The sequence below is a fragment of the Streptomyces sp. NPDC006551 genome (assembly GCF_040611675.1).
Classification (GTDB): Bacteria; Actinomycetota; Actinomycetes; order Streptomycetales; family Streptomycetaceae; genus Streptomyces.
Window position 1 is genome coordinate 39,920 of sequence record NZ_JBEXOT010000010.1, and the last position, 25,113, is coordinate 65,032.

A 25,113-nucleotide genomic window follows, 5' to 3' on the forward strand; every position below is an offset into this window, starting at 1 on the left:
ATTCCCTTCCGTGGATCCTATGTGCACCCAGCGTGACAGCAGGCACTGACAATCGCCCCTCGGCCGCTCTGCACGGGCGACGTCCCCGGCGCGGACCCCCGCCGTCGGCTCAGGTGGTCCCGGGGAAGTGGCAGGCCACCTGGCGTGCCTCGCCCGGGGCGGCGATCCGCAGCAGCGGCGGCTCGGACCGGCAGATGTCCTGGGCCCGGGGGCAGCGCGGATGGAAGGTGCAGCCGGGCGGGGGAGCGGCCGGGCTCGGTGGATCGCCGAGCAGGGTGATCCGTTCCCGGGCCCGCTCCGCGGCCGGATCGGGCAGCGGTACGGCGGACAGCAGCGCCCGCGTGTAGGGGTGCGCCGGGGCGGAGTACACCCGCTCCTTGTCGCCGATCTCGACGATCCGGCCGAGGTACATCACGGCGACGCGGTCGCAGACACGCTTGACCACGGACAGGTCGTGGGCGATGAAGAGGTAGGCGAGGCCCAGCTCGCGCTGGAGGCGTTCCATCAGGTTGACGATCTGGGCCTGTACGGAGACGTCGAGGGCGGAGACCGGTTCGTCGGCGACCACGAGGCGGGGGCGGGTGGCCAGCGCGCGGGCGATGCCGATGCGCTGGGCCTGACCGCCGGAGAACTCGTGCGGGTAGCGGTCGATGTGCTCGGGGATGAGCCCGACCAGCTCCATCAGCTCGGCCGCCCGCTTGCGGGCCTCGGCGGCCGGAGTGCCCTGCACCATCAGGGGATCGGAGATGATGCGGGCCACGGTCTGGCGGGGGTTGAGTGAGGAGTGCGGGTCCTGGAAGACCATCTGCAGCTCCTTGCGCAGCGGCTTCAGCTCGCGCGGTGACAGATGGCTGACGTCACGTCCGTCGTAGGTGACGGACCCGGAGGTGGGTTCCAGCAGGCGGACGATCACGCGGCCGGTGGTGGACTTCCCGCAGCCGGACTCGCCGACCAGGCCCAGTGTTTCGCCCGCCGCGACATCGAAGCTGACGCCGTCGACGGCGCGCACCGGGCTCGTACGGCGCCGTCCGGGGAAGGACACCGTCAAGTCCCGTACGGAGAGGAGCGGTTCAGCGGTCATGGAGTGATGCCTTCGTAGCTGGGGAAGTGGCAGGCGGCCGGGTGCCCGGCCGGTCCGTGGAGCACGGGACGCTCGGTCTCGCAGCGGGACCGCTCCTCGGCGGAGCCGGTCGCCGGTCGCGGGCAGCGCGGCGCGAACGGACAGCCGGGAGCGGGGGTGAGCAGCGACGGCGGGCTGCCGGGGATGGCCCGCAGCGGCGCGTCGTCGCTGTCGTCGAGACGGGGCAACGAGTCGAGCAGGCCCCGGGTGTAGGGATGGGCCGGGGAGGCGAACAGGGCGTCGACCGGGGCCTGTTCCGCAGCCCGGCCGCCGTACATCACCAGCACGTCGTGGGCGATCCGGGCGACGACCCCCAGATCGTGCGTGATCATGATGACGGCGAGGCCCCGCTCCTGCTGGAGCCGGGCGATCAGCTCCAGGATCTGGGCCTGCACGGTGACGTCCAGGGCCGTGGTCGGCTCGTCCGCGATCAGCAGGTCGGGCTCGCAGACCAGCGCCATCGCGATCATCACACGCTGGCGCATGCCGCCGGAGAACTGGTGCGGATACTCGCCGGCACGGCGGCGCGGCTCGGGGATCCCGACCTCGGCGAGCGCCTCGACCGCCCGCGCCCGGGCGGCCCGGCGGCCGGAGCCGAAGTGCACACGGTGGTGTTCGGCGATCTGCTCGCCCACCGTGTAGAAGGGATGGAGGCTGGAGAGCGGATCCTGGAAGATCATCGCCATCTTCCGGCCGCGGAGCCGGTTCAGCTCGCGCTCGGCCAGGCCGACCAGTTCCCGGCCGCCGAGGGTGAGGGAGCCGGTGACCTCGGCGCCGGTGTGCAGGCCCATCACGGCCAGGGAGGTGACCGACTTGCCGGATCCCGACTCCCCGACGATGCCGAGGGTCCGCCCTCGCCGTACCTCGAAGGTGAGGGAGTCGACGGCGCGTACCGGGCCGTGCTGGGTGCGGAAGGTGACGGTCAGGTCGCGTACGGACAGCAGGGGTTCGGGGGGAGCCATCAGTACCTCACCCTCGGGTCGACGACGGCGTACAGCAGGTCGACGGCCAGGTTGGCCACGACGATGAAGGTGGCGGCGAGCAGAGTGACGCCGAGGATGACCGGCTGGTCGCCGGTGGAGAGGGCGCCGTAGAAGAGCCGTCCGACGCCCGGCAGTCCGAAGATGGACTCGGTGATCACCGCGCCCGCGAGCAGACCGCCCAGGTCCATGCCGAAGATGGTGAGGATCGGGGTCATGCCGGCCCGCAGCCCGTGCTTGACCACGACCGTGCGGCGCGGCAGCCCCTTGGCGCGCGCGGTGCGGATGTACGGCTCCGCCATCGTCTCGATCATCGAACTGCGGCTCTGACGGGCGTACATGGCGGCGTACAGGATGGCGAGCGCCAGCCAGGGCAGCAGCAGGTTCGAGGCCCAGCCGAGGGGGTCGGACCCGAAGGGCACGTACGCGGGATAGGGCAGCAGTCCGGCCACCCGGATCAGCCCGTAGATCAGCATCACCGAGGTGAAGTAGACGGGCAGCGAGGCGGCGGCGACCGCGCCGACCATCAGAACGCGGTCGGTGAGCGTGTCCTTGCGCAGGGCGGCGGCGACTCCCGCGGAGAGCCCGAGGAGCAGCCAGATCACCGCGGCGCCCAGCGCGAGCGAGGCGGAGACGGGAAGCCGGTCGAGAAGCAGGTCCCACACGCCCTGGCTGCTCTCGTACGAGTAGCCCAGGCACGGGAAGTCGCAGTGCAGGGCGTACGGGCCGCTGCCCATGGTGCGCCCGGTGAAGATGCCGGTCACGAAGTCCGCGAACTGCCGCCACAGCGGGTCGTCCAGGCCCATGTGGGCGCGGATCGCCTCCAGGCGTTCCGCGCTGCACGCCTTGCCGCAGGCAGCGGCGGCCGGATCGGAGGGAAGGACGTAGAAGATGGTGAAGGTGACGGCGGCGACGGCGATCAGGACGCCGACGACGCCGAGCAGCCTGCGGCCGAGATAGAGGGTCACGTGCGGCTTCCTCTCGGGTCGAGGATGTCCCGCAGCGCGTCACCGAGCAGGGTGAACGCGAGCACGGTGAGGAAGAGGCAGAGGCTCGGGATGACGAAGTACATGGGGTCCGTGTCGTAGAAGGCGACGCTCTCGGCGATCATCTGGCCCCAGGAGGGGGTGGGTGGCCGGACGCCGACGCCCAGGTAGCTCAGCGCCGCCTCGGTGGCGATCATGCCGGGGATGATCAGGGTGGTGTACGCGATGACGGGTCCGGCGACGCCCGGGAGGATGTCGCGGGTCAGGATGCGCCACGGCCCCGATCCGCCCACCCGCGCTGCGTCGACGTACTCGCGGTGCTTGAGCGAGAGGGTCTGGCCGCGGACGACGCGGGCGATGCCGGGCCAGCCGAACAGGCCGATGACGGTGGTCATCAGCACGATCCGGTTGACGTCCCTGGCCACCGACATCATCGCGATCATGAAGATGAGGGAGGGGAAGGACATGGTGAGGTCCATCAGCCGGGAGAGCACGGCGTCGGTGCGGCCGCCGAAGTAGCCGGCCGCGATCCCGGCCCCCGTCCCGGCGACGACGACGATCGCCGTGGCGGCGAAGGCGATGAGCAGGGAGACCTGGGCGCCGTGCACGACCCGGGCGAACAGGTCGCGGCCCGTGACGGGTTCGACGCCGAGCCAGTGCTCGGCCGAGACGCCGCCGAGCGGGCCGAGGGGCTGGCCGCCCAGGTAGGGGTCGATGGCGGTCTTGTCGAACTCCTCGGGCCCCCAGCCGCCCAGCGCGCTGAGCAGCGGGGCGGCCACGGCCATGACCGCGAACAGCGCGACCACGGCGAGAGAGATCTTCACGGAGGTGCGACGGCGCAGTTCCGCGCGGGCGAGCTGCCAGGGACCGCTGCCGGCGGGAACGGAGGGGGAGGTGGATGCCATGAGGTGTCGGTTCCTCAGCTTCCGCTCCGGGCGGGGTCCTTGAGACCGACCGTCGCGTAGTCGATCTGGCCGCCGAAGGAGGTGTGGCCGAAGGCGCCGGCGATGTTGGTGCCGAGCAGCAGCGGCATGCGTTCGATGACGACGGGTGCCGTCGGCGCCTTGGCGAGGATCTGGCCGTCGAGTTCCTGCCATGCCTTGCCGGCCTGCTGGGCCTCGGTCATGGCGGCGATCTCGTCCATCCGCTTCATCGTCGCCTCGTCGCGGAAGAGCGAGTGGTTGCCGGAGTTGCCCTTCTCCTTGATGTAGCGGCCGTCGAAGACGAAGGGCAGGAAGGTGGAGCCGGAGGGGTAGTCCGGGCACCAGCCCGTGTAGACGAGGTCGGTGCGGTTCTTGGTGTCGCCGATGGTGTCGTAGAAGGCGGACGGGTCGACGGTCTCGATGGTGACCTTGATCCCGGCCCGGCCCAGGGACTGCTGGACGGCCTCGCCGACTCCCTTGTCGCCGTTGGAGACGGTGATGCTGGTGGTGAGACCGTTCGGCTTGCCGGCCTCCTTCAGCAGTCGCTTCGCCTTCTCGACGTCGCCCGTCACGGGGATCTTCAGAGTGTCGGGCTGCCTGTCGCCGAAGAGGGAGCCGGGCATCAGCGCGGTGGCCACGTCGTTGAGGGCCGGGCCGCCGGAGGCGGTGACGATGGCCTCGCGGTCGAGGGCGTACTGCACGGCCTGCCGGACCTTGATGTCGTCGAACGGCGCACGGCCCGTGTGCATCTGCACCATCTCGGTGCAGTTGGTGGACTCGGCGAGGAGCCGCGCCCGGACGTCGGCCTTGGTGAGCACCTTGGGGGTGCTCTCGGGGCGCAGCTTGCCCCACGGGACGGCGGAGGCGTCGGCGCCCGAGGAGTTGATGAGCCGGTCGTCGATCTGGTTGGCCTTCAGGCCCATCGTCACGACCACCCTGTCCGGGTACGCCTTGCGCACCTGGTCCGTGCTCGGGTCCCAGTGGGTGTTGCGGACCAGCACCAGCCGCTTGTCGCGATCGTACGTCTCGATCTTGTACGGCCCCGAGGAGAAGGGGCGGTTGTCGTACTGCGGACCCTTGTCCCGGGCCTTCGGCACCGGGGCGAAGGTGGGCAGAACCGTCGCGTAGGGGAACTCGGCGAAGGGCTTGCGCAGTTCGAAGACGATCGTGTGGTCGTCCGGGGTCTTGACGGAGTCGAGGTGCTTGCCCGTGGCCGGGCCCTGGTAGCCCTCGGCGCCGGCGAGGTAGCGGGCGGCGTAGTCGGGGCCGCCGGGCAGGTCGGGGGAGAAGGACCGCTCGACGTTGTACTTGATGTCCTGGGCGGTGACGGCTGACCCGTCCTCGTACTTCAGGCCCTTCTTGAGCTTGAAGGTCCAGGTCTTCGCCCCGTTGGAGGGGGTGCCGAGGTCTTCGGCGAGGTCGGGAGCCAACTCCCCGCCCTTGGCGCCGGGTTCGGACTTGTAGGTCACGAGCGTGCGGTAGAGCAGCCGGGTGCCGAAGTCCATGTCACCCATGACCCAGTTGCGGGCCGGGTCGAGGTGGGTGAAGTCCTGGTTGGACAGGACGGTCAGGGTGCCGCCCTTCTGCGGAGTCCCGCCGACCACCGCGCCGTTGTTGGCGGTCGCGGGGTTCCTGCCTCCCCGGTCGTCGGCCGCCTTTCCGCCGGAACAACCGGCCGCGCCGAGGGTGAGGGTTGCCACCAGCGCGGTGGCGAGGGCGGTGGAGGTGCGCTTGTCCATCAGTGGTCACTCCGTGAGGCAGCGATCGGACAGCCGGAAGCGGCTGGAATGTGACCTGTAACATAGTAATGTGAAATTTTACTGACAAGCCATCGGGGGCTCCGTTATCGACCTGTGTCCGAGCGGCTTCGCCGGTTCCGCGGAGACCCTTGGCAGCCGCTATGCAATGTGAAATATTACTGACGTGCCCACGAGAAACTCCTCGGACGTCATCGTCGTCGGCGCCGGCGTGGTCGGCGCGGCCTGCGCCTACTATGCCTCGCAAGCCGGTCTCACCGTCACCGTCATCGACCGCGGCCCCGTCGCGGGCGGCACCACCGGCGCGGGAGAAGGGAATCTCCTGGTCTCCGACAAGGAGCCGGGGCCCGAACTCGAACTCGCCCTCCTCTCCACCCGGTTGTGGCGGGAGCTGGCCGACCGTCTGCCGCCGCGGATCGAGTACGAGCCCAAGGGCGGCCTCGTCGTCGCCTCCGACGAAGCCGGGATGCGCGCGCTGCGCGACTTCGCGGCCGGACAGGAGAAGGCCGGCGTCGACGCCCGGGAGGTCCCGCCCGAGCTGCTGCCCGACCTGGAGCCCCACCTCGCTCCCGGCCTGGCCGGCGGCTTCCACTATCCGCAGGACGCCCAGGTCATGCCCGCCCTCGCCGCCGCGCATCTGCTGCGCGCCGGCGGCGACGGGGTGCGCCGGAGACTCGGGGAGGAGGTCACCGCTCTGCTCACCGGGGCCGCCGGGGAAGTACGCGGGGTGCGGACGACGGCCGGTGAGGTCCACGCCCCGTACGTGGTGAACGCCGCCGGCACCTGGGGTGGTGAACTCGCGCGCCTCGCGGGGGTGGAGCTTCCCGTACTGCCTCGCCGGGGCTTCGTCCTCGTCACCGAACCGCTGCCGCGTCTGGTGCGCCACAAGGTGTACGCGGCCGACTATGTGGCGGACGTGGCCAGTGGGTCCGCCGCGCTGCAGACCTCGGCGGTGGTCGAGGGAACCCCGGCGGGCCCGGTCCTGATCGGGGCCAGCCGGGAGCGGGTCGGCTTCGACCGGACGATGTCGGCGGAGGTGCTGCGCCGCCTCGCGGCCGGGGCCACCGCGCTGTTCCCGGTGCTCGCCGCCGTACGGGCGATACGGACGTACGCGGGCTTCCGCCCGTACCTGCCGGACCACCTGCCCGCCATCGGCCCCGACCCGCGTGTCCCCGGACTGCTGCACGCCTGCGGTCACGAGGGGGCGGGGATCGGGCTGGCGCCGGCGACGGGCCTGATCGTCGCCGGGTGCCTGACCGGTGGCGAACCGCACCTGGACATCAGTCCGTTCAGGCCCGAACGGTTCGCGTCCGCCACCTTCTGAATCCACCGGCGGGGCCGCCGGGGGAGCCGCGCGCCGCGTCCGAGTGCCCCTGCCGACCGAACGTCCTGCCCGCGCCGTCACGAGAGGAGGGCCCTGTGGCCCGCACCCCCGCCGACCTCGTCGGGGCACAACCCGACCCGCCGTTCGAGATCACCTTCGACGGCCGCCGCCTCACCGCCCGGCCCGGGCAGTCCGTCGCCGCCGCACTGTGGGCGGCCGGGATCCTCGCCTGGCGCACCACACGCTCCGGCGGCCGGCCGCGCGGCGCGTTCTGCGGCATCGGCCAGTGCTACGACTGCCTCGCCACCATCAACGAACGGCCCAACCGCCGGGCCTGCCTGGTTCCGGCCCGCCCGGGCGACACGATCACCACCCAGGAAGGACACGGCCATGACCACCGCGGCATCGGCACCGTGTGAACCGTACGACCTCGCGGTCATCGGCGCCGGCTCCGCCGGAATGGCCGGTGCCGTCGCCGCCTCCGGACTCGGTCTGACCGTCGCCCTGCTGGACGCCTCCCCGCAGACCGGCGGGCAGTTCTACCGGCATCCCGCACCCGCTCTGGGGGCGGTGCGGCCCGAGGCCCTGCACCACGACTGGTCCGCCTTCACCGACCTGCGCCGGCGCCTGGCGGCGAGCCAGGTCGTCCACCTGGCCGGACACCACGTGTGGAACGTGATGAAGGAGGCCGACGGCTCATGGGTGGTGCACGCCGTCACCGGGCCCGACGGCACCGATGAGCGTCCCGCCCGGGTACACGCCCGAGCGGTGCTGCTCGCGACCGGAGCCTACGAGCGCCAACTCCCCTTTCCCGGCTGGACCCTGCCCGGCGTCGTGGGCGCCGGAGGAGCGCAGGCCATGCTCAAGTCCGGCCTGGTGCTCCCCGGCAGACGGATCGTCGTGGCGGGCAGCGGACCGCTGCTGCTCGCGGTCGCCGCGTCCCTGGCCGCGGCCGGCGCACGCGTACCGGCCGTGGTGGAGGCCTCCGGGTACCTGCGCTACGCCCGGGACCCCCGGGCCCTCATGACCAACCCGGGCAAGGCGGCCGAAGCCCTGGTCCACGGCACCGCGCTGCTGCGGCACCGCGTCCGGCTCCGGCCGCGCAGCGCGGTGACCGAGGTGCACGGCACCGACCGGGTGGAGGCCGTCACCGTCACCCGGCTGGACCGCGACTGGCGGCCCGTACCGGGGACGGGCCGGCTGATCACATGCGACGCGCTGGCCGTCGGGCACGGACTCGTTCCCCAGATCGAACTGGCCACGGCGCTAGGCTGCGCCACCCGCCCCCGCCCCGACGGCACGGTGGCCCTCGCCCTGGACGGCCTCCAGGAGACCTCGGTGCCCGGTCTGTGGTCGGCGGGCGAGACCGGAGGAGTGGGCGGAGCCGAACTCGCGCGAGTGGAGGGCGAGTTGGCGGGAATCGCGGCCGCCACGCGGATACGGGGGCGCGGTGCCCGCGGCGGCCGGGTCCGTGAACTCCAGCGCCGCCGGGACCGCATGCGCGCCTTCGCCGACGTGATGGCCGCCGCCCACGCGCCCGGCCCGGGATGGCCGCACTGGCTGACCGACGACACGGACGTGTGCCGCTGCGAAGAGGTCACCGCCGGAAGCGTCCGCGAGGCGGTCACCGACCTCGGGGCGCGCGACGCCAGGACCGTCAAGCTGCTCACCCGGGCCGGTATGGGCTGGTGCCAGGGGCGGATGTGCGGGACGGCCGTGGCCTGCCTCGCCGCGCGTGACGGCGCGGCCGAACTCCCCGGCGAGCGGCGCCCGTTCGCGACGCCGGTGCCGCTCTCGGCGCTCGCCGCCCTCGACGAATCGGCAGAGGCCGAGCACTGAACGGCGATCCGCCACCGCGTTGGGGGCACCCACCTCACCGCGACGGGCCTCACAGCCCCCACCGAAGGCAAATCTCACAGACTATGGAAAGGCTCGCCGACATGACCACCACCACCTGGAACAGCGCCCGCCCCTGGCGCGGCATCATGGTCGCCACCACCCTGCCCCTGCGCGACGACCTGTCCGTCGACCACGACGCGTACGCCGAGCACGTCCGCCGGCTCATCGACAACGGCTGCGACGGCGTCGTACCCAACGGCTCGCTCGGCGAGTACCAGACCCTCACCGACGAGGAGCGCGCCCGGGTGGTCCGTACCGCCGTGGAGGCGGCGGGCGACGGTGCGCGCGTCATGCCGGGCGTCTCCGCCTACGGCAGTGCCGAGGCCCGCCGCTGGGCGGAGCAGGCGGCCGAGGCCGGCTGCGGATCGGTGCTGCTCCTGCCGCCGAACGCCTACCGCGCCGACGAGCCGGCCGTGCGCGCCCACTACGCCGAGGTGGCCAGGGCCGGCGTGCCGGTCGTCGCCTACAACAACCCCATCGACACCAAGGTCGACCTCACCCCCGGCCTGCTGGCCCGACTGCACCAGGACGGCGACATCGTCGCCGTGAAGGAGTTCACCGGCGATGTACGCAGAGCGTACGAGATCGCCGAACTCGCCCCGGGGCTCGACCTCCTGATCGGCGCGGACGACGTGCTGCTCGAACTGGCCGTCGCGGGCGCGGTCGGCTGGATCGCCGGGTACCCCAACGCCTTCCCCGCCAGCTGCGCCGAGCTGTACCACGCCGCCGTCGCGGGCGACCTCGCCACCGCCCTGCCGCTCTACAGGTCCCTCCACCCGCTGCTGCGCTGGGACTCCAAGACCGAGTTCGTCCAGGCGATCAAGCTCTCCATGGACCTGGTCGGCCGCCGCGGCGGTCCCACCCGGCCGCCGCGCCTCCCGCTGACGGGCGCGATCGAGGCCGGGGTGCGGACCGCCACCGAGAAGGCCGTCGCCGACGGTCACCGCTGACCACCAGGCCCGTTCACGACCGACATCCGTCCACCACAAAGGAGGCCCCGTGCGGACGCGTCACGTCTTCCACGCCGTCGACTCGCACACCGAGGGCATGCCGACACGCGTGATCACCGGTGGCGTCGGGGTGATCCCCGGCGCGACCATGGCCGAGCGCAGGCTGCACTTCATCGAGCACCTGGACCATCTCCGGACGCTTCTGATGTACGAGCCGCGGGGGCACGCCGCGATGAGCGGCGCCATCCTCCAGCCGCCCACCCGGCCCGACGCCGACTACGGCGTGCTCTTCATCGAGGTCTCCGGGCTGCTCCCCATGTGCGGCCACGGCACGATCGGTGTCGCCACCGTCCTGGTCGAGACGGGCATGGTGCCGGTGAGCGAGCCGGTCACCACCGTGCGGCTCGACACCCCGGCGGGTCTGGTCACCGTCGACGTCCGGGTGGAGGACGGCGCGGCGACGTCGGTCACGCTCACCAACGTGCCCGCGTTCTGCGTGGGCCTCGACCGCAAGGTGGACGTTCCCGGATTCGGGACCGTCACCTACGACCTCGCCTTCGGCGGCAACTTCTACGCCTTCGTCCCGCTCGAGGAGCTGGGGCTGCCGTTCGACCGAGCCCGCAAGGACGATCTGCTCGCGGCGGGACTCGCCCTCATGGAGGCGATCAACGCGTCGCCGGACCGGCCCGTCCACCCCGAGCTGCCGGAGATCGCCGGAGTCAAGCACGTCTACCTCGCGGCCCCCGGCTCCGACGCCCGCCACTCCCGGCACGCGATGGCCATCCACCCCGGCTGGTTCGACCGCTCGCCGTGCGGCACCGGCACCTCGGCGCGGATGGCGCAGCTGCACGGCCGGGGCGAGCTGCCGCTCGGTCGTGACTTCGTCAACGAGTCCTTCATCGGGACCCGCTTCACCGGCCGGCTCCTCGCCGAGACGGAGGTCGGCGGGGCGCCCGCCGTCGTCCCGACCATCACCGGTCGCGCCTGGATCACCGGCACCGCCCAGTACTTCCTCGACCCGGACGACCCCTTCCCCGGAGGCTTCCTCCTGTGACTGCCACCGTCGCGTCCCCAACGTCCCGGAACCCGGCCGACTTCCCCGGAGGCTTCCTGCTGTGACCGCCACCGTCGCGTCCCTCACGTCCCGGAACCCGGCCGACCCGGCCGACGTACTCCTGCGGATGCCCGTCCCCGGCGCCTTCGCGGCGGTCGACGCCGTCGAACGGGCCCGTGCCGCCCAGCCCGGCTGGCTGCTCGCCGGGGCCGCCGCCCGCTCCGCCGCCCTCGACAGGGTCGCCGCCGCCGTCGACGCCTCGGCGGAGGAACTGGCCGCGCTCGCCGTACGCGAGGTCGGCAAGCCGCTCACCGAGGCCAGGGCCGAGGTCGCGCGGACCGCCGCGATCTGGCGCTATCACGCCCAGGCGCCCTACGAGCCCACCGGCGCCGTCCACGAGACCGCCGCGGGCCCCGGCCTGCTCCTGACCCGTCGCCGTCCGCACGGGGTGGCGGGGCTGATCACCCCCTGGAACTTCCCCTTCGCCATCCCGAGCTGGAAGGCCGCCCCGGCGCTCGCGGCCGGCAACACGGTGGTCCTGAAGCCCGCCCCCGAAGCGACCGCGTGCGCCCGGCGCCTGGCCGAGATCGTCCGGGAGAAGCTGCCGACGGAGGTGTTCACCGTTCTGCCCGGCGGTGCGACCGAGGGCAACGCGATCGTCGACGCCGCCGATGTCGTCTCCTTCACCGGCTCCACCACCGTCGGCCGGGTCGTCGTCCGGGGTGCGACAGCCCGCGGCATTCCGGTCCAGGCCGAGATGGGCGGCCTGAACGCGGCGATCGTCCTGCCGGACGCCGACATCGAGCAGGCCGCGGCCCACATCGCCGCGTCCATCGCCGGGTACGCGGGGCAGAAGTGCACCGCCACCAGCCGGGTGATCGCGGTCGGCGCCGCCCTCGACCCCCTGCGCGAGGCGCTCTCCGAAGCGCTGCGAGCCCTCCCGGTCGGTGACCCCGCCGACGCGACGACCGTCTGCGGGCCCCTCGTCGACGAGCACGCCCGCGACCGGGTGCGCGACGCCTGGCAGGGCCTGCCCACCCTCGCGGGCGGTACGGTGCCGTCCGGTCCCGGCTGGTACGCGGCCCCCACCCTGGTCGAGAAGGTCCCCCCGGGGCACCCGCTGCTGCGCGAGGAGGTGTTCGGCCCCCTCGCCGCGCTGCTGCCCGCCGACGACCTCGCCCACGCGGTTCGGATCACCAACGACGTGCCGTACGGCCTGGTCACCTCGGTCCACACGGCCGATCTGAACGCGGCCCTGCACGGCCTCGACCGGCTCGACACCGGCATGATCCGGATCAACGCCCCGTCCACCGGCGTCGACTTCCATCTGCCGTTCGGCGGAGCCAAGGCCTCCGGCCACGGCCCGCGCGAACAGGGCCGGACCGCCGTGGAGTTCTACACATCCAGCCGCACCTACACCCTGGCACCCGCGGGGGCAACGTGACATTGTACGGTGGTGGTCCGTACCGGACCGAAGGGACCACCACCGTCATGGGGCACCTGACCCGCCGCGATCTGAACGCCTCCCGGGAGCGGCTGCGCGACCAGGTCGCCCATGCCCTGCGAGCCGCCCTGATCTCGGGTGAGCTGCGGCCGGGTGCGGTGTACTCGGCGCCCACCCTGGCCGAGGACTTCGGCATCTCCGCCACCCCCGTCCGTGAGGCGATGCTCGACCTGGCCCGTGAGGGCCTCGTCGAACCCGTCCGCAACAAGGGCTTCCGGGTCACCGAGGTCGACGAGCGCGACCTCGACCAGTACGCCGAGATCCGCGCGCTCATCGAGATCCCCACGGTGGGGCGGGTCACTCGCACCGCCGACCGCGCGGATCTCGAGGCGCTGCGGCCGGTCGCGGAGGAGATCGTGCGCGCCGCCCGTGAACACGACCTCATCGGCTACCTGGAGGCCGACCGCCGATTCCACCTCTCGCTGCTCGGCCTCGCCGGCAACGAACGCCTCGTGGAGACCGTCGGTGACCTGCGCAAGCGGTCCCGGCTGTACGGACTCAACGCCCTGGACGAGCGCGGCGCGCTGATTCCCTCGGCCGAGGAGCACCTGGAGCTCCTCGACCTGATGCTCGCGGGTGACGCGAAGGGTGCGGAGAAGTGCATGGCCAGGCACCTGGGCCACGTCCGCTCGCTGTGGGCCACCAGCGACGCCGCGCGCTCGGCTCGATAACCCAGACCACGCACGAGTGAGAACTCCCGAGAGGGAGCGGCTCGACCGTCTATGCAATGTCACATCTCACACGGTGTCCTCCCGACTGTGAAGGAGATTCATGAACCCGGCGTACGCGACCGTCGACCATGTCTTCAGCGTCCCTCTGGACCACCGGACTCCCGACGGCCCGGCCATCGAGGTCTTCGCCCGCGAGGTCGCCGACCCCGCCCGCGTCGGCGAGCAACTGCCCTGGCTGCTCTACCTCCAGGGTGGCCCGGGTGGTAAGTCGCCACGCCCGTCGGCCGCTTCGCCCGGCTGGCTGTCCCAGGCGCTCAAGACCCATCGGGTGCTCCTGCTCGACCAGCGCGGTACCGGCCGCTCCACCCCGGTCACCGCCCGCACGGCCTCCCGGTTCACCTCCCCGGACCGACTCGCCGCCCATCTCGCCCACTTCCGTGCCGACGCGATCGTGGCCGACGCGGAACTGATCCGCCGCAGGCTCTGCGGCGACACCCCCTGGGAGACGCTCGGCCAGAGCTACGGCGGTTTCATCACCCTCACCTACCTCTCGCAGGCACCCGAGGGCTTGCGCGCCTGCTACGTCACCGGTGGCCTGCCCGGCCTCACCGCCACCGCCGACGACGTGTACGCCCGCACCTACCCGCGCGTCCGCGACCGGGTCCTCGACTTCTACGCCCGCTACCCGGAAGACGGCCCCCGTCTCCGCAAGATCGCCGACCTCCTCGACGCCGGCGACGTCCGCCTGCCGAACGGGGACCGGCTCACCTCCCGCCGCCTGCGCACCCTCGGCCTCGCGCTGGGCATGGGCGACGGATTCGAGCGGATCCACTGGCTGCTCGACGAAGCCCTGGACGGTGACGGAGAGTTGAGCGACACGTTCCTCCACCAGACGATGGCGCTCACCGGCTTCACCGACAACCCGCTCTTCGCCGTCATGCAGGAGTCGCTGTACGGCCAGGGCGCCGGACCGACCGACTGGGCGGCTTCCCGGGCCCTCGCCGACTTCTCCGAGTTCGCCGAGGACGCCGACCCCCTCCTCCTCACCGGAGAAATGATCTACCCCTGGATGTTCCGGGACATCACGGGCCTGCGCCCCTTCGCGGAGGCCGCCGACCTCCTCGCCCGGCGCACCGACTGGCCCCCTCTCTACGACCCCCACCGTCTCGCCGCCAACCAGGTTCCCCTGGCCGCGGTCGTCTACCACGACGACATGTACGTCGACGCCGGCCTGTCCCTGCGCACGGCCCGCGAGGTCGGCTCCACCCGGGTCTGGGTCACCAACGAATGGGAGCACGACGGCGTCACCGCCTCGGGCGGCCGCGTCCTGGCCCGCCTGATGGACCTCGCCGCAGGCCGCGCGTAACCATCCCCCTGCCCCTTGCCTCCGACGCGCGCAACCATCCCCCTGCCTCCGACGGGAGACACATGCCCACCACGCACCACCGCCTGCGCCCCTTCGCCGCGGCGGTCGCTCTCCTCTCCTGTGTCGCCGCCACTCCCGCGGCGACCGCGGCCGAGAGGCCCGGTCCCCCCGCCCCCGCCGCCGATTGCGCGCTTCCCGGAAGAACCGGCTGGACCGACGAGGGCCACGACACCGACCGGGACCAGTTCCAGCCGTCCACCGGAACCCGCCGCGTCCTGACGCTGTTCGTGGACTTCCCCGACGCGCCGGCCACCGACTCCACGGACACGTACGCCGCCCAACTCGCGCCCGCCGCCGACTGGATGCGCACGGCCAGCCACGGCCGCTCCCGCCTCGCGATCAGCCCGCTGCACCGCTGGATCCGCATGCCGGCGGATTCCACCTCGTACGGCTTCGCTCGCGGCCTCACCTTCGAGACCCACGAGAAGTACGTCCGCGACGCGATCACGGCCGCCGACCCGTACGCGGACCTGTCCCGCTACGACATGGTCTACGTCGTTCCCCCCAGGGCGGCAGCCGCGATCCCCTTCTCCCCGACCTACCTCTACGACCCCGCCACGCCCGGCGTGAGCGCCGACGGCAGCCGCCTCAAATGGGCCGTGACCTTCGGCCAGGACCTGTGGCACTGGGGCCCCGAGGTCGCCGTCCACGAGACCGGACACACCTTCGGCCTGCCGGACCTGTACGCCTTCACCGGCGCCACCCACCGATACGCCGGTGGCTGGGACGTCATGGGGAACATCGCCGGTGCCGCCCCGCAGTTCCTCGGCTGGCACTCCTGGAAGCTGGGCTGGATCCGCGACCACCAGGTCGCCTGCCTGCCCGCCGCCGGACACCGCACCGTACGGCTGACACCCGTGGAACGCCCCGGCGGCACCAAGATCGCCGTGCTGCGCACCGGCGAGACCACGGCGTACGTCGCCGAGTCCCGCCGCGCCGAGGGCCACGACAGCGCGGCCTGCTCCACCGGCGTCCTCATCTACAAGGTCGACTCCGCGACCCCGACCGGCGAGGGCCCGGTCCGGATCATGAGCGGCGCCCCGGCCGCGACTCCGCCGACCGGTTGCGGCCCGCTCGACCTGGCCGCGCACGCACCCGGTCAGACCTTCACCGACCCGGACACCGGAGTCCGGATCGAGGTCCTCGCGGGCGGCCGAGCGGGGGACGTGGTGCGGCTCGGCAGGTCATGAGGTCCGGAACGTCGCGGCGGCGGGGCGCGGCGCGGGTCCCTCGTTCTCACCCGCCGGCGGGGTCGGCGGGGCGCTCAGGATCGCTGTGAGGAACAGTGCCACCAGGGCGATGACGGTCAGCACGATCGCCACCACGGCGCGGGGGTCGCGACGGGTGGCTCGGGTGGCCCCGGGTTGTTCCGGTTTCTGGGGGAACTGCTGGTTCAGCGTGCTCATCAGGGAGGCGAGAGCGGGGTCGTCATGGCTGAGACGCCGCTCGATCTCGGCAAGGATGCGCTGGTCATCCGTGGAATGACTCATGGCGACCGCCTCGGGACCGCTGGGGACGGATGGATGGCCACGCGCATGTCGCAGCCCTCCTCCTCAGGAGTGTGCCCGCCCAGGCGCGCTTCAACGCGCTCCGTCGTCACCGTGCCCGCGGCAGGCCAGAAGCTCGTCTGGTGAGACTTCCGGCAGCCCGATAGGGTGGGAAGAACGCGTCAAGGTGACGCTGGTGTGCCGGGAAGTCTGGTCGGCGTCCGAGGGGCCGTTTGCCCATCCGCCGTGATGTCCCGGAGGCCGCCCCGTGACGCAGTCACGCCCGCGCAAGCCGCTTTTCGGTCTGCTTCCCTGGACGGAGCGGCAGACGGTCGCCGAAGCCCTGCGTACGGAGACGGTCGGCGGCATGGTCCTGCTGGTGGCGGCCGCCCTCGCCCTGGTGTGGGCGAACAGTCCGTGGAGCGAAGCGTACGAGCACGTACGCGACTTCCACCTGGGGATACCCGCCCTGGGCCTGGACCTCTCGGTCGGTCACTGGGCCGCCGACGGCCTGCTCGCGATCTTCTTCCTGGTGGCGGGCATCGAGCTCAAGCGCGAGCTGGTCGTGGGAGAGCTGCGCACCCCGGCGACCGCCGCTCTCCCCGTCGTGGCCGCGGTCTGCGGCATGGCCGTACCGGCCGCTATCTACCTGCTCACCGTCACCGCCGGCGGCGGAAGCCTGGACGGCTGGCCGGTGCCGATGGCCACGGACATCGCCTTCGCGCTCGCGGTCCTCGCCGTCATCAGCACCCATCTGCCGTCCGCGCTGAGAGCGTTCCTGCTCACGCTGGCCGTCGCGGACGACCTGGGGGCCATCCTCGTCATCGCGGTCTTCTTCACCTCCGACCTCGACTTCTGGGCGCTGGGCGGAGCGTTCGCCGGCCTCGTCGTCTTCTACGTCCTCCAGCGCCTCCGCGTGCGCGGCTGGTGGTGGTACGCACCGCTGTCCCTCGTGACCTGGGCGCTGATGTACAACTCCGGTGTCCACGCCACCGTGGCCGGTCTCGCCACCGGCCTGATGCTGCGCACGGTCCGGGACAAGGGGGAGAAGGCGGCACCGGCCGCCCGTGTCGCGTACCTGCTGCACCCGGTCTCCGCCGGTGTCGCCGTCCCGCTGTTCGCCCTCTTCACCGCCGGCGTCAGCGTCTCCGGCGGCGCGCTCGGCCGGGTGTTCACCGATCCGGAGCCGCTCGGCGTCGTCATCGGCCTGGTCGTGGGCAAGATCCTCGGCATCTTCCTGGGCACGTACCTGGCCGCCCGCTTCACCCGCGCCGAACTCAATCCCGACCTCGCCTGGGCCGATGTGTTCGGACTCGCGACCCTGGCGGGGATCGGCTTCACCGTCGCCCTCCTGATCGGCGAACTCGCCTTCCCCGGCGCCGCCGAGGCCGAACCCGTCAAGGCCGCCGTCCTCGTCGGCTCCCTCGCCGCCGCGGCCCTCGCCGCCATACTGCTGCGCCGTCGCAACCGGATCTACCGGCACCTGTGGGAGGAAGAGGAACGGGACGAGGGCGCGGACGGCGTTCCCGACATCTACCAGACCGACGAACGGGCGCCGGGTGGGACCGCACGACAGCCGGCGGGCGAGGTCGCAAGGGGCCGGGGCTGCAGTGCCCGGCGAACTCGCCCGTGAGTCGACCAATCGCCCATGTGCTGATCGATATTCGATCAATCGACAAGAACGCATTGACTCGATCACCACCCGCCCCTAGCTTCTGGCGACACCAGGCCGCCAGAAAGGTGTCGCGTCATGATCAACGGAGCGTTTCGAGGGCGGCAGGCGATGGCCCGCGGGCTCGTCGCCGTCACCCTCACCTTCACCGGCGTCGTCGCCCTGACCGACGCACCCGCCTCGGCGGCGGGGACCACCACCCACGTGGACTGTTCGCGCCCGGCGGCCGGGGACGGCAGCCAGAGCGCGCCGTTCAACAGCGTCGCCCAGGCCAACGGGAAGACGTACGGCCCCGGTGACACGCTCGCCTTCGCGTCCGGCACCACCTGCACCGGCTCCCTCGCCCCCCGGGGCAGCGGCACCGCCGCCGCCCCCATCTCCCTCACCCGCTACGGAACCGGGCCACTGCCCGTGATCGACGGAAACGGCGCCCCGAACGCGGTCTCCCTGACCAACCAGGACCACTGGCGGATCAGTCATCTCAAGCTGACCAACCCGGCGTCGTCCCTCGCCCGTCGCACGGGTCTGCGGATCTCGGCCACCGACGGGACGGCGCACCGCGGTTACGACATCGGCTACCTCGTCGTCGACCGCGTGGCCGGCCAGACGAACAAGAACAGCCCGACCACCGAGGACTTCGTCCAGTCCGCGGGCATCGTCACGGGGGCGAGCGGCACCAACTCGACCCTCCACGACGTCCACGTCCACCACAACCAGATCAGCAACACGGGCGGCGGCGGCCTCAAGATCCGCGTCGGCGCCATGGCGGTCAAGGGCTCCGGAGTCCTGATCGAGCACAACGTCGTCAAGGACGTCGGCGGCGACGGCATCATCGCCAGCTACGCCGACGCGCCGATGATCCAGTACAACAACGCCTCAGGCGTCGGCAACGGCGTGTACCCCTTCTCCGGCGGCAACTTCGCCGGCATATGGGTGCTCGGCGACCACGATCCGACGATCCAGAAGAACGCCGTGTACGGCATCACGCGGATGTCCGTGGCCGACAGCCAGGCGTTCGACTGCGACTGGGGCAACACGGGCACCTGCACGATCCAGTACAACTTCAGCCGCGACAACATCGGCGGCTTCTTCCTCGACTGCGACGGATGCGGCACCATCGGCGGGGCCCGGCAGGTCATCCGATACAACATCTCCGAGAACGACTGCCGCATGAGCAGCGTCAGCGCCGGCCGGTCCGCGCTGCACATGTACAACAACGTCGTCTACTGCACGGACAGGAAGTTCAGCATCACGCTCCCCGAGGAGAGCGTCGTGGAGAACAACATCTGGGTGGGCACCAGCGACTCGCGGCTGCCGACAGGTCCCGGGATCTCCTGGCTGTGGAACGTCTTCCAGGGAGTGCCGCGGCCGACCGCCAACGGCATCGTGGGCGACCCCCACTTCGTGAACCCCGGCACCGGCGGCGACACCATCCACTCGGTCGACGGCTACAGGCTGCGGTCCACGTCCCCCGCCCTGAACAACGGCTCCGTGATCAGCGGCAACGGAGGCCGCGACTACTGGGCGAACCCCGTCTCCTCGACCACGAAACCGCACCGCGGCGCCTACAACGGTCCGGGGTTGTAGCCCGCCGCCCCGGACCGTCGGACGGTCATCGGGAGTGGAGCTCGCCGTCGCCACGGCCGGGGTGAACCGGCGCGCGGCATCGGGGGATGCGGCGTGTTCCGCCGGCAGCGCGCGGTGATGCCCCTGGCCGCCAGGATCTCGACTGCGCCGGGGACCCTAGGCTTCAGCGCGAGCCCCCCGGTGAAGAGCTTGAGGTCGGGCAGCAGGTCCAGGTCGTCGAGGCGGCGCACGTCGAACAGGTCGTCCTCGCCGTCCCAGACGGGGGCGCACTCCATGAAGACCTGGTGGCCGCCGTCGAACGTCAGCTCCTCCACGGCTGCGAGAAGCTCCGCCGGTATCTCCAGAAGGACCGTTGAACGCCTGCGCGTGCAATTCAGCCGAGAGTCATCACGAGCTTGCCCCGGACGTGGCGGGCGGCCAGTTCCTCCAGCGCGGCCGGAACTTCGTCGAGCGGGACGGTCCGGGCCAGCAGGGGATCGAGGCGACCGTCGGCAGCCAGCGCGCACAGCTCGGTGAGCATCACGGCCATGTCCGTCCGGGCCTGCTCGTCGCCGCTGCTGTACGCGGCTCCGAGCGCGATCTCGTGCACCGAGGGCGCGATGGTGAAGGGCGCCACCGTGGTGATGTCGGGCCGCCCCGCGACGGCGGCCAGTCCGCCGCCGTACGCCAACAGGCGCAGGGAAGCGGTGGCCGATTCGGTGCTGACGGTGTCGACAACCGCGTCCACCCCCCGCCCGCCGGTCAGCTCGCGCACCCGGGCAGGCACGTCCTCGGTGCGGTAGTCGATGACCGCCTGCGCGCCCAACTTCCGCACGTGGTCGATGTTGCGTGCGGAGGCGGTCGCGAATACCCGGGCGCCGGTCATCGCGGCCAGCTGGACGGCGAATCCGCCCACCCCGCCCGCTCCGCCGTTCACGAGCACGGTCTGACCCTCGGCGACATGCAGTCGCCGCACCAGGGCCTGGTAGGCAGTCATGCCGGCGGCCGGCAGCGCGGCAGCACGCACCAGATCAAGCGCTGCGGGCACCTGAGCCAGGACCTCCGCGTCGCCGACGGTGTACTCGGCGAATCCGCCAGGGCGCCGCAGGTCCGCGTGGTAGGCGACACGCTGCCCCACGCCGACCCGGGTCACCCCCTCTCCCAGAGCGTCCACGGTGCCTGCCACGTCCAGGCCCAGCACGTGCGGCCACGCCAAGCCGGCGACGCCGTTCTTCGCGATCTGGTAGTCCACCGGGTTCAGCCCGCACGCCTCGACCTTCACGCGTACCTGGCCGGGGCCCGGCGCCGGGACCGGCAGCTCGGTGCTGCGCAGGCTGTCGAGCGGTCCGGGACGGTCCAGGACGAGCGCGCGCATGCATGGCTCCTTACGGGTTGGTGGGTCGATTCCGGTCACTCGCAGGGTAAGGAAGCCCAGGGATGCCGGTACGGCTCTGTGGTTCCAGCCCCTGTTGAGGCTTGAAGGATTGACCGCCGGCATCCCTCGACGACTCGACCACTCATTGTGATGCGCGTGACAAGATCGCTTGGAAGGACACGCTGGCGAGGTCATCCCCCGCGCGCCGTCCAACTCCACCCGCCCCTTGCCGACCTTCACCCGGGAGGGGGCGGCGTTCGGCAGGTACACCGGCCGGCCCCCGGTAGGCGCGTGTCGGACACCGGGGACTTGACCCGCGTTGGCGCTCCGAGACCGACGTACAGACGGCACGCGAGGCGGCGACGAACCAGACCCGGCCTGGCCACGGCTCAGCGCGGACCATCACGTCTGCGACACGCTTCGGGGCCGCGATCACGGAGCCTCGAGGCAGAACGGGATTCTCTCTCCTGGCCGTTTGCAGTCGAAGGTCAGGGGATTTCCCTAGTTCCGGCACGGTGTGGCAGCCCCTATGGTCCGGAGAACGGATGCGGCGGCCGAACGAGTCCAACTTGCTGTTCGAAAAGGGGAGTCAGTGTGTTGAATCGGTGGCTGGCAGGGCTGATGAGTGTGGCGGTGGCCGGGTTAATGGGGTGGGCGCCGTCGTCTGCGGCAGCCGCGTCGAGTGGTGAGTGGTACCGGGACCTGAGGGGCGGGGGGCCGAGATCAGACTGGATGGCTCCGATACCGGGCAGTGCTTCCCTGGGCCGGCTGTCCTTGCCCGGTACCCATGACACACTGGCGATCCGCGGTGGCGATTCCACCACCACGCAGGAAGACTTCGGCACCAGGGCAGCGACGCTCCGCGCCCAGCTCGAACACGGCATACGTGCGATCGACATTCGGGTGCGTGTGGTGGACGGGCGGTTCACCATCCATCACGGCGTGGTCTACCAGGAAGCGAACTTCAGCGACGTCCTCGGCACGTTGGGCGACTTCCTTGACAGCCACCCGACGGAAACGGTGGTGATGTCGCTCCACGCCGAATGCACCCAGGAGTTCCCATCCTGCACCGATCAGCCGGCGACCACGGACGACGCCGCGCGCCTGGCCGTCTTCCGCGACTACCTTGCCAACGATGCACACGCCGCCGAGCACTTCTGGGCGCCGTCCGTCACCGGCCGAGGAGCCGCTGCCATGCCGCGCCTGGAGGATGTCCGCGGGAAGGTGGTGCTGGCGAAGTTCACCACCCCGCACGGCGGCCGCTACGCCGGCTACGGGCTGGCGCGCATGGCCGACGGCGGGTTCGAGCAGAACCACTACAACGTCCCGACCGTCTTCGACATCGGCTCCAAGTGGCAGCACGTCAAGGAGCACTTCCAGCGCACCAACGCCGACGCGCCTGACGCCATGTACTGGAACTGGACGAGCGGAAGCGGGATCACCGCCTTCCCTCATGCCGTCGCCGGCGGATACACCACCGCCGTCGGAGGCGAACCGATCCGGATCCAGGGCGTCAACGAACAGACGTACACCTTCCTCAGGAGCGACAACCGCACGGTCCGGGCAGGGGTCGTGTGGATGGATTACCCCGGCTGGGCGCTGGTCCATGCGATCATCCGCATGAACTTCTGGGGAGCGATCACCGGTCCCGGCGGTATGTGCGTCGATGTCTCCGGGGCCGGGACCGCCAACGGCACCGCCATTCAGCTCTCCGACTGCAATGGCACCCGCGCCCAGCGGTGGACTGTGGCCTCGGACCAGACGGTCCAGGCTCTGGGCAAGTGCCTGGACGTGGCCGCCGGCGGCACGACGGCGGGCACCAAGGTCCAGCTGTGGGACTGCAACAACACCGGCGCACAGACGTGGCGGAAGGCCGCAGACGGAGCACTGCTCAACCCCCGGTCCGGACTCTGCCTCGACGCCCCGGGCGGCAACGCGGTCAACGGCAACCGGCTCCAGATCTGGACCTGCAACGGACTGGACTCACAGCGCTGGAGCGTCCACGCCATCTAGAGCCCGCACCAGCTTCACCACCGTCCTCCGTAGGCGGCCCCGGCACGTCCGTTCATGTCGAGGCCGGTGCCGTTGCGGCCAGCCGGACGGGACCCTCGACACGGCGTCCGGGTTTCGCACTGCCCCCCATGGCGGTTGCCGCCGGGCGGCCTGGCCCCGGCCGGCTCCCATCGGCACGTACCCGGTGAACAACGCAGTGCCGGATCACATCCTCGCGCGGTGGGCCGGCCACAAGAACGTGAGCACTGCCACGAAGTGGTACGTCAGGCCGGACGTGGAGGATCTTCGTGGGGCTGCCACAACCGTGGGACGGTCTCCGTAGGCCTGCGGCTGGGGCGGCCGGCTCCGGAGCTGATCCGCGCGGGAGGGGTGGGAGCCGCCAGGTTCGACCCGGCGATGCGAGAGATTGTGAGAGATGAGAGGGTCTGGCGGGTGAGCGAGACACCACCGAACACCCTGCAATACCGCGTCGACGGGCCCGAAGACGCCCCGGTCCTGGTGATCGGCCCTTCCCTCGGCACCACATGGCACATGTGGGACCGGCAAGTCCCCGAGCTGACCCGCCAGTGGCGCGTCGTCCGCTTCGACCTGCCCGGTCACGGCGGCGCCCCCGCCCGCCCCTTCACCTCCGTCGCAGAGCTCGGTGACCGGCTCCTGGCCACCCTCGACGAGCTGGGCGTCCAGCGCTTCGGCTACGCCGGCTGCTCCATCGGCGGCGCCGTCGGCCTCGACCTGGCACTGCGGGCGCCCCACCGGGTCGCCTCGCTGGCCCTGGTGGCCACCTCCCCCCGGTTCGGCAGCGCCGACGAGTTCCGCCAGCGGGGAGTGATCGTCCGCACCCACGGCCTCGAACCCATGGCCCGCACCGCCCCCGAACAGTGGTTCACCCCCGGCTTCGCCGCCACCCAGCCCGCGATCGTCGAGTGGGCCGTGCAGATGGTGCGGACGACCGACCCCGGTTGCTACATCGGCGCCTGCGAGGCGCTCGCCCTCTTCGACGTCCGTGACTCCCTGGGCCGCATCGGCATCCCCGCCCTCGTGCTCGTCGGCGCGGACGACCAGGTCACCGGCCCCGCCGAGGCCCGCACCCTGGTCGCCGGGATAGCCGACGCCCGGCTCGCCGTCGTTCCCGGCGCCTCCCACCTCGCCCCCGTCGAGCAGCCCGGCGCCGTCACCGACCTCCTCACGAACCACTTCGCCGGGATCGTGCACGACACGCAGAGCGCCCTGCCCGCCCCGCCGATGCCGCCCGTCTCGGCCCCGGTCGTCCCCGTCGCCGAGATCGCCCCGGCGCCCGTGCCCGAGCTCGCCGGGTCCGCGCGGCCCGACGCGTACGACGAGGGCCTCAAGCTGCGCCGCGAGATCCTCGGCGACGCGCATGTGGACCAGGTGCTCGCGGACGAGTTCGGCGCCGACTTCCAGTCCCTGGTCACCCGCTACGCCTGGGGCGAGGTGTGGAGCCGCGACGGCCTGGACCGCCGCACCCGCAGCTGTGTGACCCTCACGGCCCTGATCGCGGGGGGCCACCTGGAGGCGCTCGCCGACCACACCCGCGCCGCCCTGCGCAACGGTCTGACCCCTGCCGAGATCCGCGAGGTCCTGCTCCAGACCGCGGTCTACTGCGGCATGCCCGCCGCCGACAGCGCCCTGCGGGTCGTGAGCCGGGTGATCAAGGAGGAGACCACGCCCCAGGCGTAGGCTGACCGGGCATGCCCATGTCCGGACCGTGTGAGGTGGACTCCTGTGAAGCTGACGAAGAAGTCGCACGCCTGCATCCGCTTGGAGAAGGACGGGCGGACGCTCGTCATCGACCCCGGCGGCTTCACCGAGCAGGACGCCGCCCTCGGCGCCGACGCCGTTCTCGTCACCCACGAACACCCCGACCACTTCGACGAGAACCGGCTGCGGGCCGGCCTGGAGGCCAACCCGGCGGCCGAGATCTGGACGCTGAGGAGCGTCGCCGAACAGCTCTCGGCCGCCTTTCCCGGCCGGGTGCACACCGTCGGCCACGGCGACACCTTCAGCGCGGCCGGTTTCGACGTCCAGGTGCACGGCGAGCTGCACGCGGTGATCCACCCGGACATCCCGCGGATCACCAACATCGGCTTCCTGGTCGACGGCTCGCTCTTCCACCCCGGCGACGCGCTGACCGTCCCCGGGCAGCCGGTGGAGACGCTGATGCTGCCGGTGATGGCCCCCTGGAACAAGATCTCCGAGGTCATCGACTACGTCCGCGAGGTCAAGCCGTACCGCGCCTTCGACATCCACGACGCCCTCCTCACCGACCTCGCCCGGCCGATCTACGACCGGCAGATCGGCGCGCTCGGCGGCACGGACCACGGCCGGCTGGCCCCCGGAGACTCCACCGACCTGTGAACTCGATGACTGTCACACCCCGCCGTTAGG

The 25,113-nt window shown here is 71.7% G+C and carries 22 protein-coding genes; 14 read left to right on the plus strand and 8 right to left on the minus strand.

Annotated elements, in window-relative coordinates:
• Positions 1–109: 109 nt before the first annotated feature.
• Genes ABZY12_RS13040 through ABZY12_RS13060 form a run of 5 tightly spaced genes read right to left on the minus strand, consistent with a single transcriptional unit; the run spans position 110 to position 5,748 of the window.
• Positions 110–1,081 carry an ABC transporter ATP-binding protein gene (locus tag ABZY12_RS13040; RefSeq protein WP_356889411.1) on the minus strand — a complete coding sequence of 324 codons (972 nt, stop codon included), beginning with the start codon at positions 1,079–1,081 and terminating at the stop codon, positions 110–112.
• Positions 1,078–2,082: an ABC transporter ATP-binding protein gene (locus tag ABZY12_RS13045; RefSeq protein ID WP_356889413.1), complete on the minus strand. Its 1,005-nt coding sequence runs from the start codon at positions 2,080–2,082 to the stop codon at positions 1,078–1,080. The genes ABZY12_RS13040 and ABZY12_RS13045 overlap by 4 nt, the downstream gene beginning before the upstream one ends.
• Entirely contained in the window at positions 2,082–3,068 is a 987-nt protein-coding gene (locus ABZY12_RS13050) for an ABC transporter permease (protein ID WP_356889415.1), read from the minus strand. Before ABZY12_RS13050 ends, ABZY12_RS13045 begins: the two co-directional genes overlap by 1 nt.
• Positions 3,065–3,991, minus strand: coding sequence for an ABC transporter permease (locus ABZY12_RS13055; protein ID WP_356889417.1), 927 nt, complete (start codon positions 3,989–3,991; stop codon positions 3,065–3,067). The genes ABZY12_RS13050 and ABZY12_RS13055 overlap by 4 nt, the downstream gene beginning before the upstream one ends.
• Before the next feature lie 14 nt (positions 3,992–4,005).
• On the minus strand, positions 4,006–5,748 hold the full coding sequence (locus ABZY12_RS13060) for an ABC transporter substrate-binding protein (RefSeq protein ID WP_356889419.1): 1,743 nt from the start codon (positions 5,746–5,748) through the stop codon (positions 4,006–4,008).
• Between the two features lie 184 nt (positions 5,749–5,932).
• Between ABZY12_RS13060 and ABZY12_RS13065 the strand changes: the two genes are divergently transcribed.
• The 9 genes from ABZY12_RS13065 to ABZY12_RS13105 all read left to right on the plus strand — a co-directional run bounded on the left by ABZY12_RS13065 (position 5,933) and on the right by ABZY12_RS13105 (position 15,784).
• The gene (locus tag ABZY12_RS13065; RefSeq protein ID WP_356889421.1) at positions 5,933–7,090 is read left to right on the plus strand and encodes an FAD-binding oxidoreductase; all 1,158 of its coding nucleotides are present in this window, start codon (positions 5,933–5,935) and stop codon (positions 7,088–7,090) included.
• A 95-nt stretch (positions 7,091–7,185) separates the two neighbouring features.
• Positions 7,186–7,509, plus strand: coding sequence for a (2Fe-2S)-binding protein (locus ABZY12_RS13070; protein ID WP_356889423.1), 324 nt, complete (start codon positions 7,186–7,188; stop codon positions 7,507–7,509).
• The gene (locus ABZY12_RS13075) at positions 7,481–8,929 is read left to right on the plus strand and encodes an NAD(P)/FAD-dependent oxidoreductase (RefSeq protein ID WP_356889425.1); all 1,449 of its coding nucleotides are present in this window, start codon (positions 7,481–7,483) and stop codon (positions 8,927–8,929) included. The genes ABZY12_RS13070 and ABZY12_RS13075 overlap by 29 nt, the downstream gene beginning before the upstream one ends.
• Positions 8,930–9,030: 101 nt before the next feature.
• Positions 9,031–9,939 (plus strand): dihydrodipicolinate synthase family protein, encoded by a 909-nt coding sequence (locus ABZY12_RS13080; RefSeq protein WP_356889427.1) that lies wholly within the window; start codon positions 9,031–9,033, stop codon positions 9,937–9,939.
• A gap of 49 nt (positions 9,940–9,988) precedes the next feature.
• Positions 9,989–10,993 (plus strand): proline racemase family protein, encoded by a 1,005-nt coding sequence (locus ABZY12_RS13085; protein ID WP_356889429.1) that lies wholly within the window; start codon positions 9,989–9,991, stop codon positions 10,991–10,993.
• A gap of 61 nt (positions 10,994–11,054) precedes the next feature.
• Positions 11,055–12,437, plus strand: a complete 1,383-nt coding sequence (locus ABZY12_RS13090) for an aldehyde dehydrogenase family protein (RefSeq protein ID WP_356889431.1) — start codon at positions 11,055–11,057, stop codon at positions 12,435–12,437.
• Positions 12,438–12,484: 47 nt separating this feature from the next.
• Positions 12,485–13,168 (plus strand): GntR family transcriptional regulator, encoded by a 684-nt coding sequence (locus ABZY12_RS13095; RefSeq protein WP_356889433.1) that lies wholly within the window; start codon positions 12,485–12,487, stop codon positions 13,166–13,168.
• 100 nt (positions 13,169–13,268) lie between these two features.
• Entirely contained in the window at positions 13,269–14,534 is a 1,266-nt protein-coding gene (locus ABZY12_RS13100) for an alpha/beta fold hydrolase (RefSeq protein WP_356889435.1), read from the plus strand.
• A 62-nt stretch (positions 14,535–14,596) separates the two neighbouring features.
• Entirely contained in the window at positions 14,597–15,784 is a 1,188-nt protein-coding gene (locus ABZY12_RS13105; protein WP_356889437.1) for a M6 family metalloprotease domain-containing protein, read from the plus strand.
• Here the strand turns inward: ABZY12_RS13105 and ABZY12_RS13110 are convergent.
• Positions 15,779–16,084, minus strand: a complete 306-nt coding sequence (locus ABZY12_RS13110) for a DUF3040 domain-containing protein (RefSeq protein WP_356889439.1) — start codon at positions 16,082–16,084, stop codon at positions 15,779–15,781. The genes ABZY12_RS13105 and ABZY12_RS13110 overlap by 6 nt on opposite strands.
• Positions 16,085–16,349: 265 nt before the next feature.
• Between ABZY12_RS13110 and nhaA the strand changes: the two genes are divergently transcribed.
• Positions 16,350–17,714: a Na+/H+ antiporter NhaA gene (gene nhaA / locus ABZY12_RS13115; RefSeq protein ID WP_356889441.1), complete on the plus strand. Its 1,365-nt coding sequence runs from the start codon at positions 16,350–16,352 to the stop codon at positions 17,712–17,714.
• Between the two features lie 117 nt (positions 17,715–17,831).
• Positions 17,832–19,340: a right-handed parallel beta-helix repeat-containing protein gene (locus tag ABZY12_RS13120; RefSeq protein ID WP_356889443.1), complete on the plus strand. Its 1,509-nt coding sequence runs from the start codon at positions 17,832–17,834 to the stop codon at positions 19,338–19,340.
• Here ABZY12_RS13120 and ABZY12_RS13125 read toward each other — a convergent pair.
• Together ABZY12_RS13125 and ABZY12_RS13130 are read right to left on the minus strand one after the other, a co-directional pair.
• Positions 19,319–19,654 carry a hypothetical protein gene (locus tag ABZY12_RS13125; protein WP_356889445.1) on the minus strand — a complete coding sequence of 112 codons (336 nt, stop codon included), beginning with the start codon at positions 19,652–19,654 and terminating at the stop codon, positions 19,319–19,321. The two genes, ABZY12_RS13120 and ABZY12_RS13125, sit on opposite strands and share 22 nt — an antisense overlap.
• Before the next feature lie 59 nt (positions 19,655–19,713).
• On the minus strand, positions 19,714–20,694 hold the full coding sequence (locus ABZY12_RS13130; protein WP_356889447.1) for a zinc-binding dehydrogenase: 981 nt from the start codon (positions 20,692–20,694) through the stop codon (positions 19,714–19,716).
• Between the two features lie 732 nt (positions 20,695–21,426).
• Between ABZY12_RS13130 and ABZY12_RS13135 the strand changes: the two genes are divergently transcribed.
• From ABZY12_RS13135 to ABZY12_RS13145, 3 genes are all read left to right on the plus strand, one after another.
• Positions 21,427–22,707 (plus strand): phosphatidylinositol-specific phospholipase C domain-containing protein, encoded by a 1,281-nt coding sequence (locus ABZY12_RS13135; protein WP_356889449.1) that lies wholly within the window; start codon positions 21,427–21,429, stop codon positions 22,705–22,707.
• A gap of 396 nt (positions 22,708–23,103) precedes the next feature.
• Positions 23,104–24,405 carry an alpha/beta fold hydrolase gene (locus tag ABZY12_RS13140; RefSeq protein WP_356889451.1) on the plus strand — a complete coding sequence of 434 codons (1,302 nt, stop codon included), beginning with the start codon at positions 23,104–23,106 and terminating at the stop codon, positions 24,403–24,405.
• A gap of 45 nt (positions 24,406–24,450) precedes the next feature.
• A complete protein-coding gene (locus ABZY12_RS13145) occupies positions 24,451–25,083 on the plus strand; it encodes an MBL fold metallo-hydrolase (protein ID WP_356889453.1) in 633 nt (210 codons plus the stop codon).
• Positions 25,084–25,113: the final 30 nt, after the last annotated feature.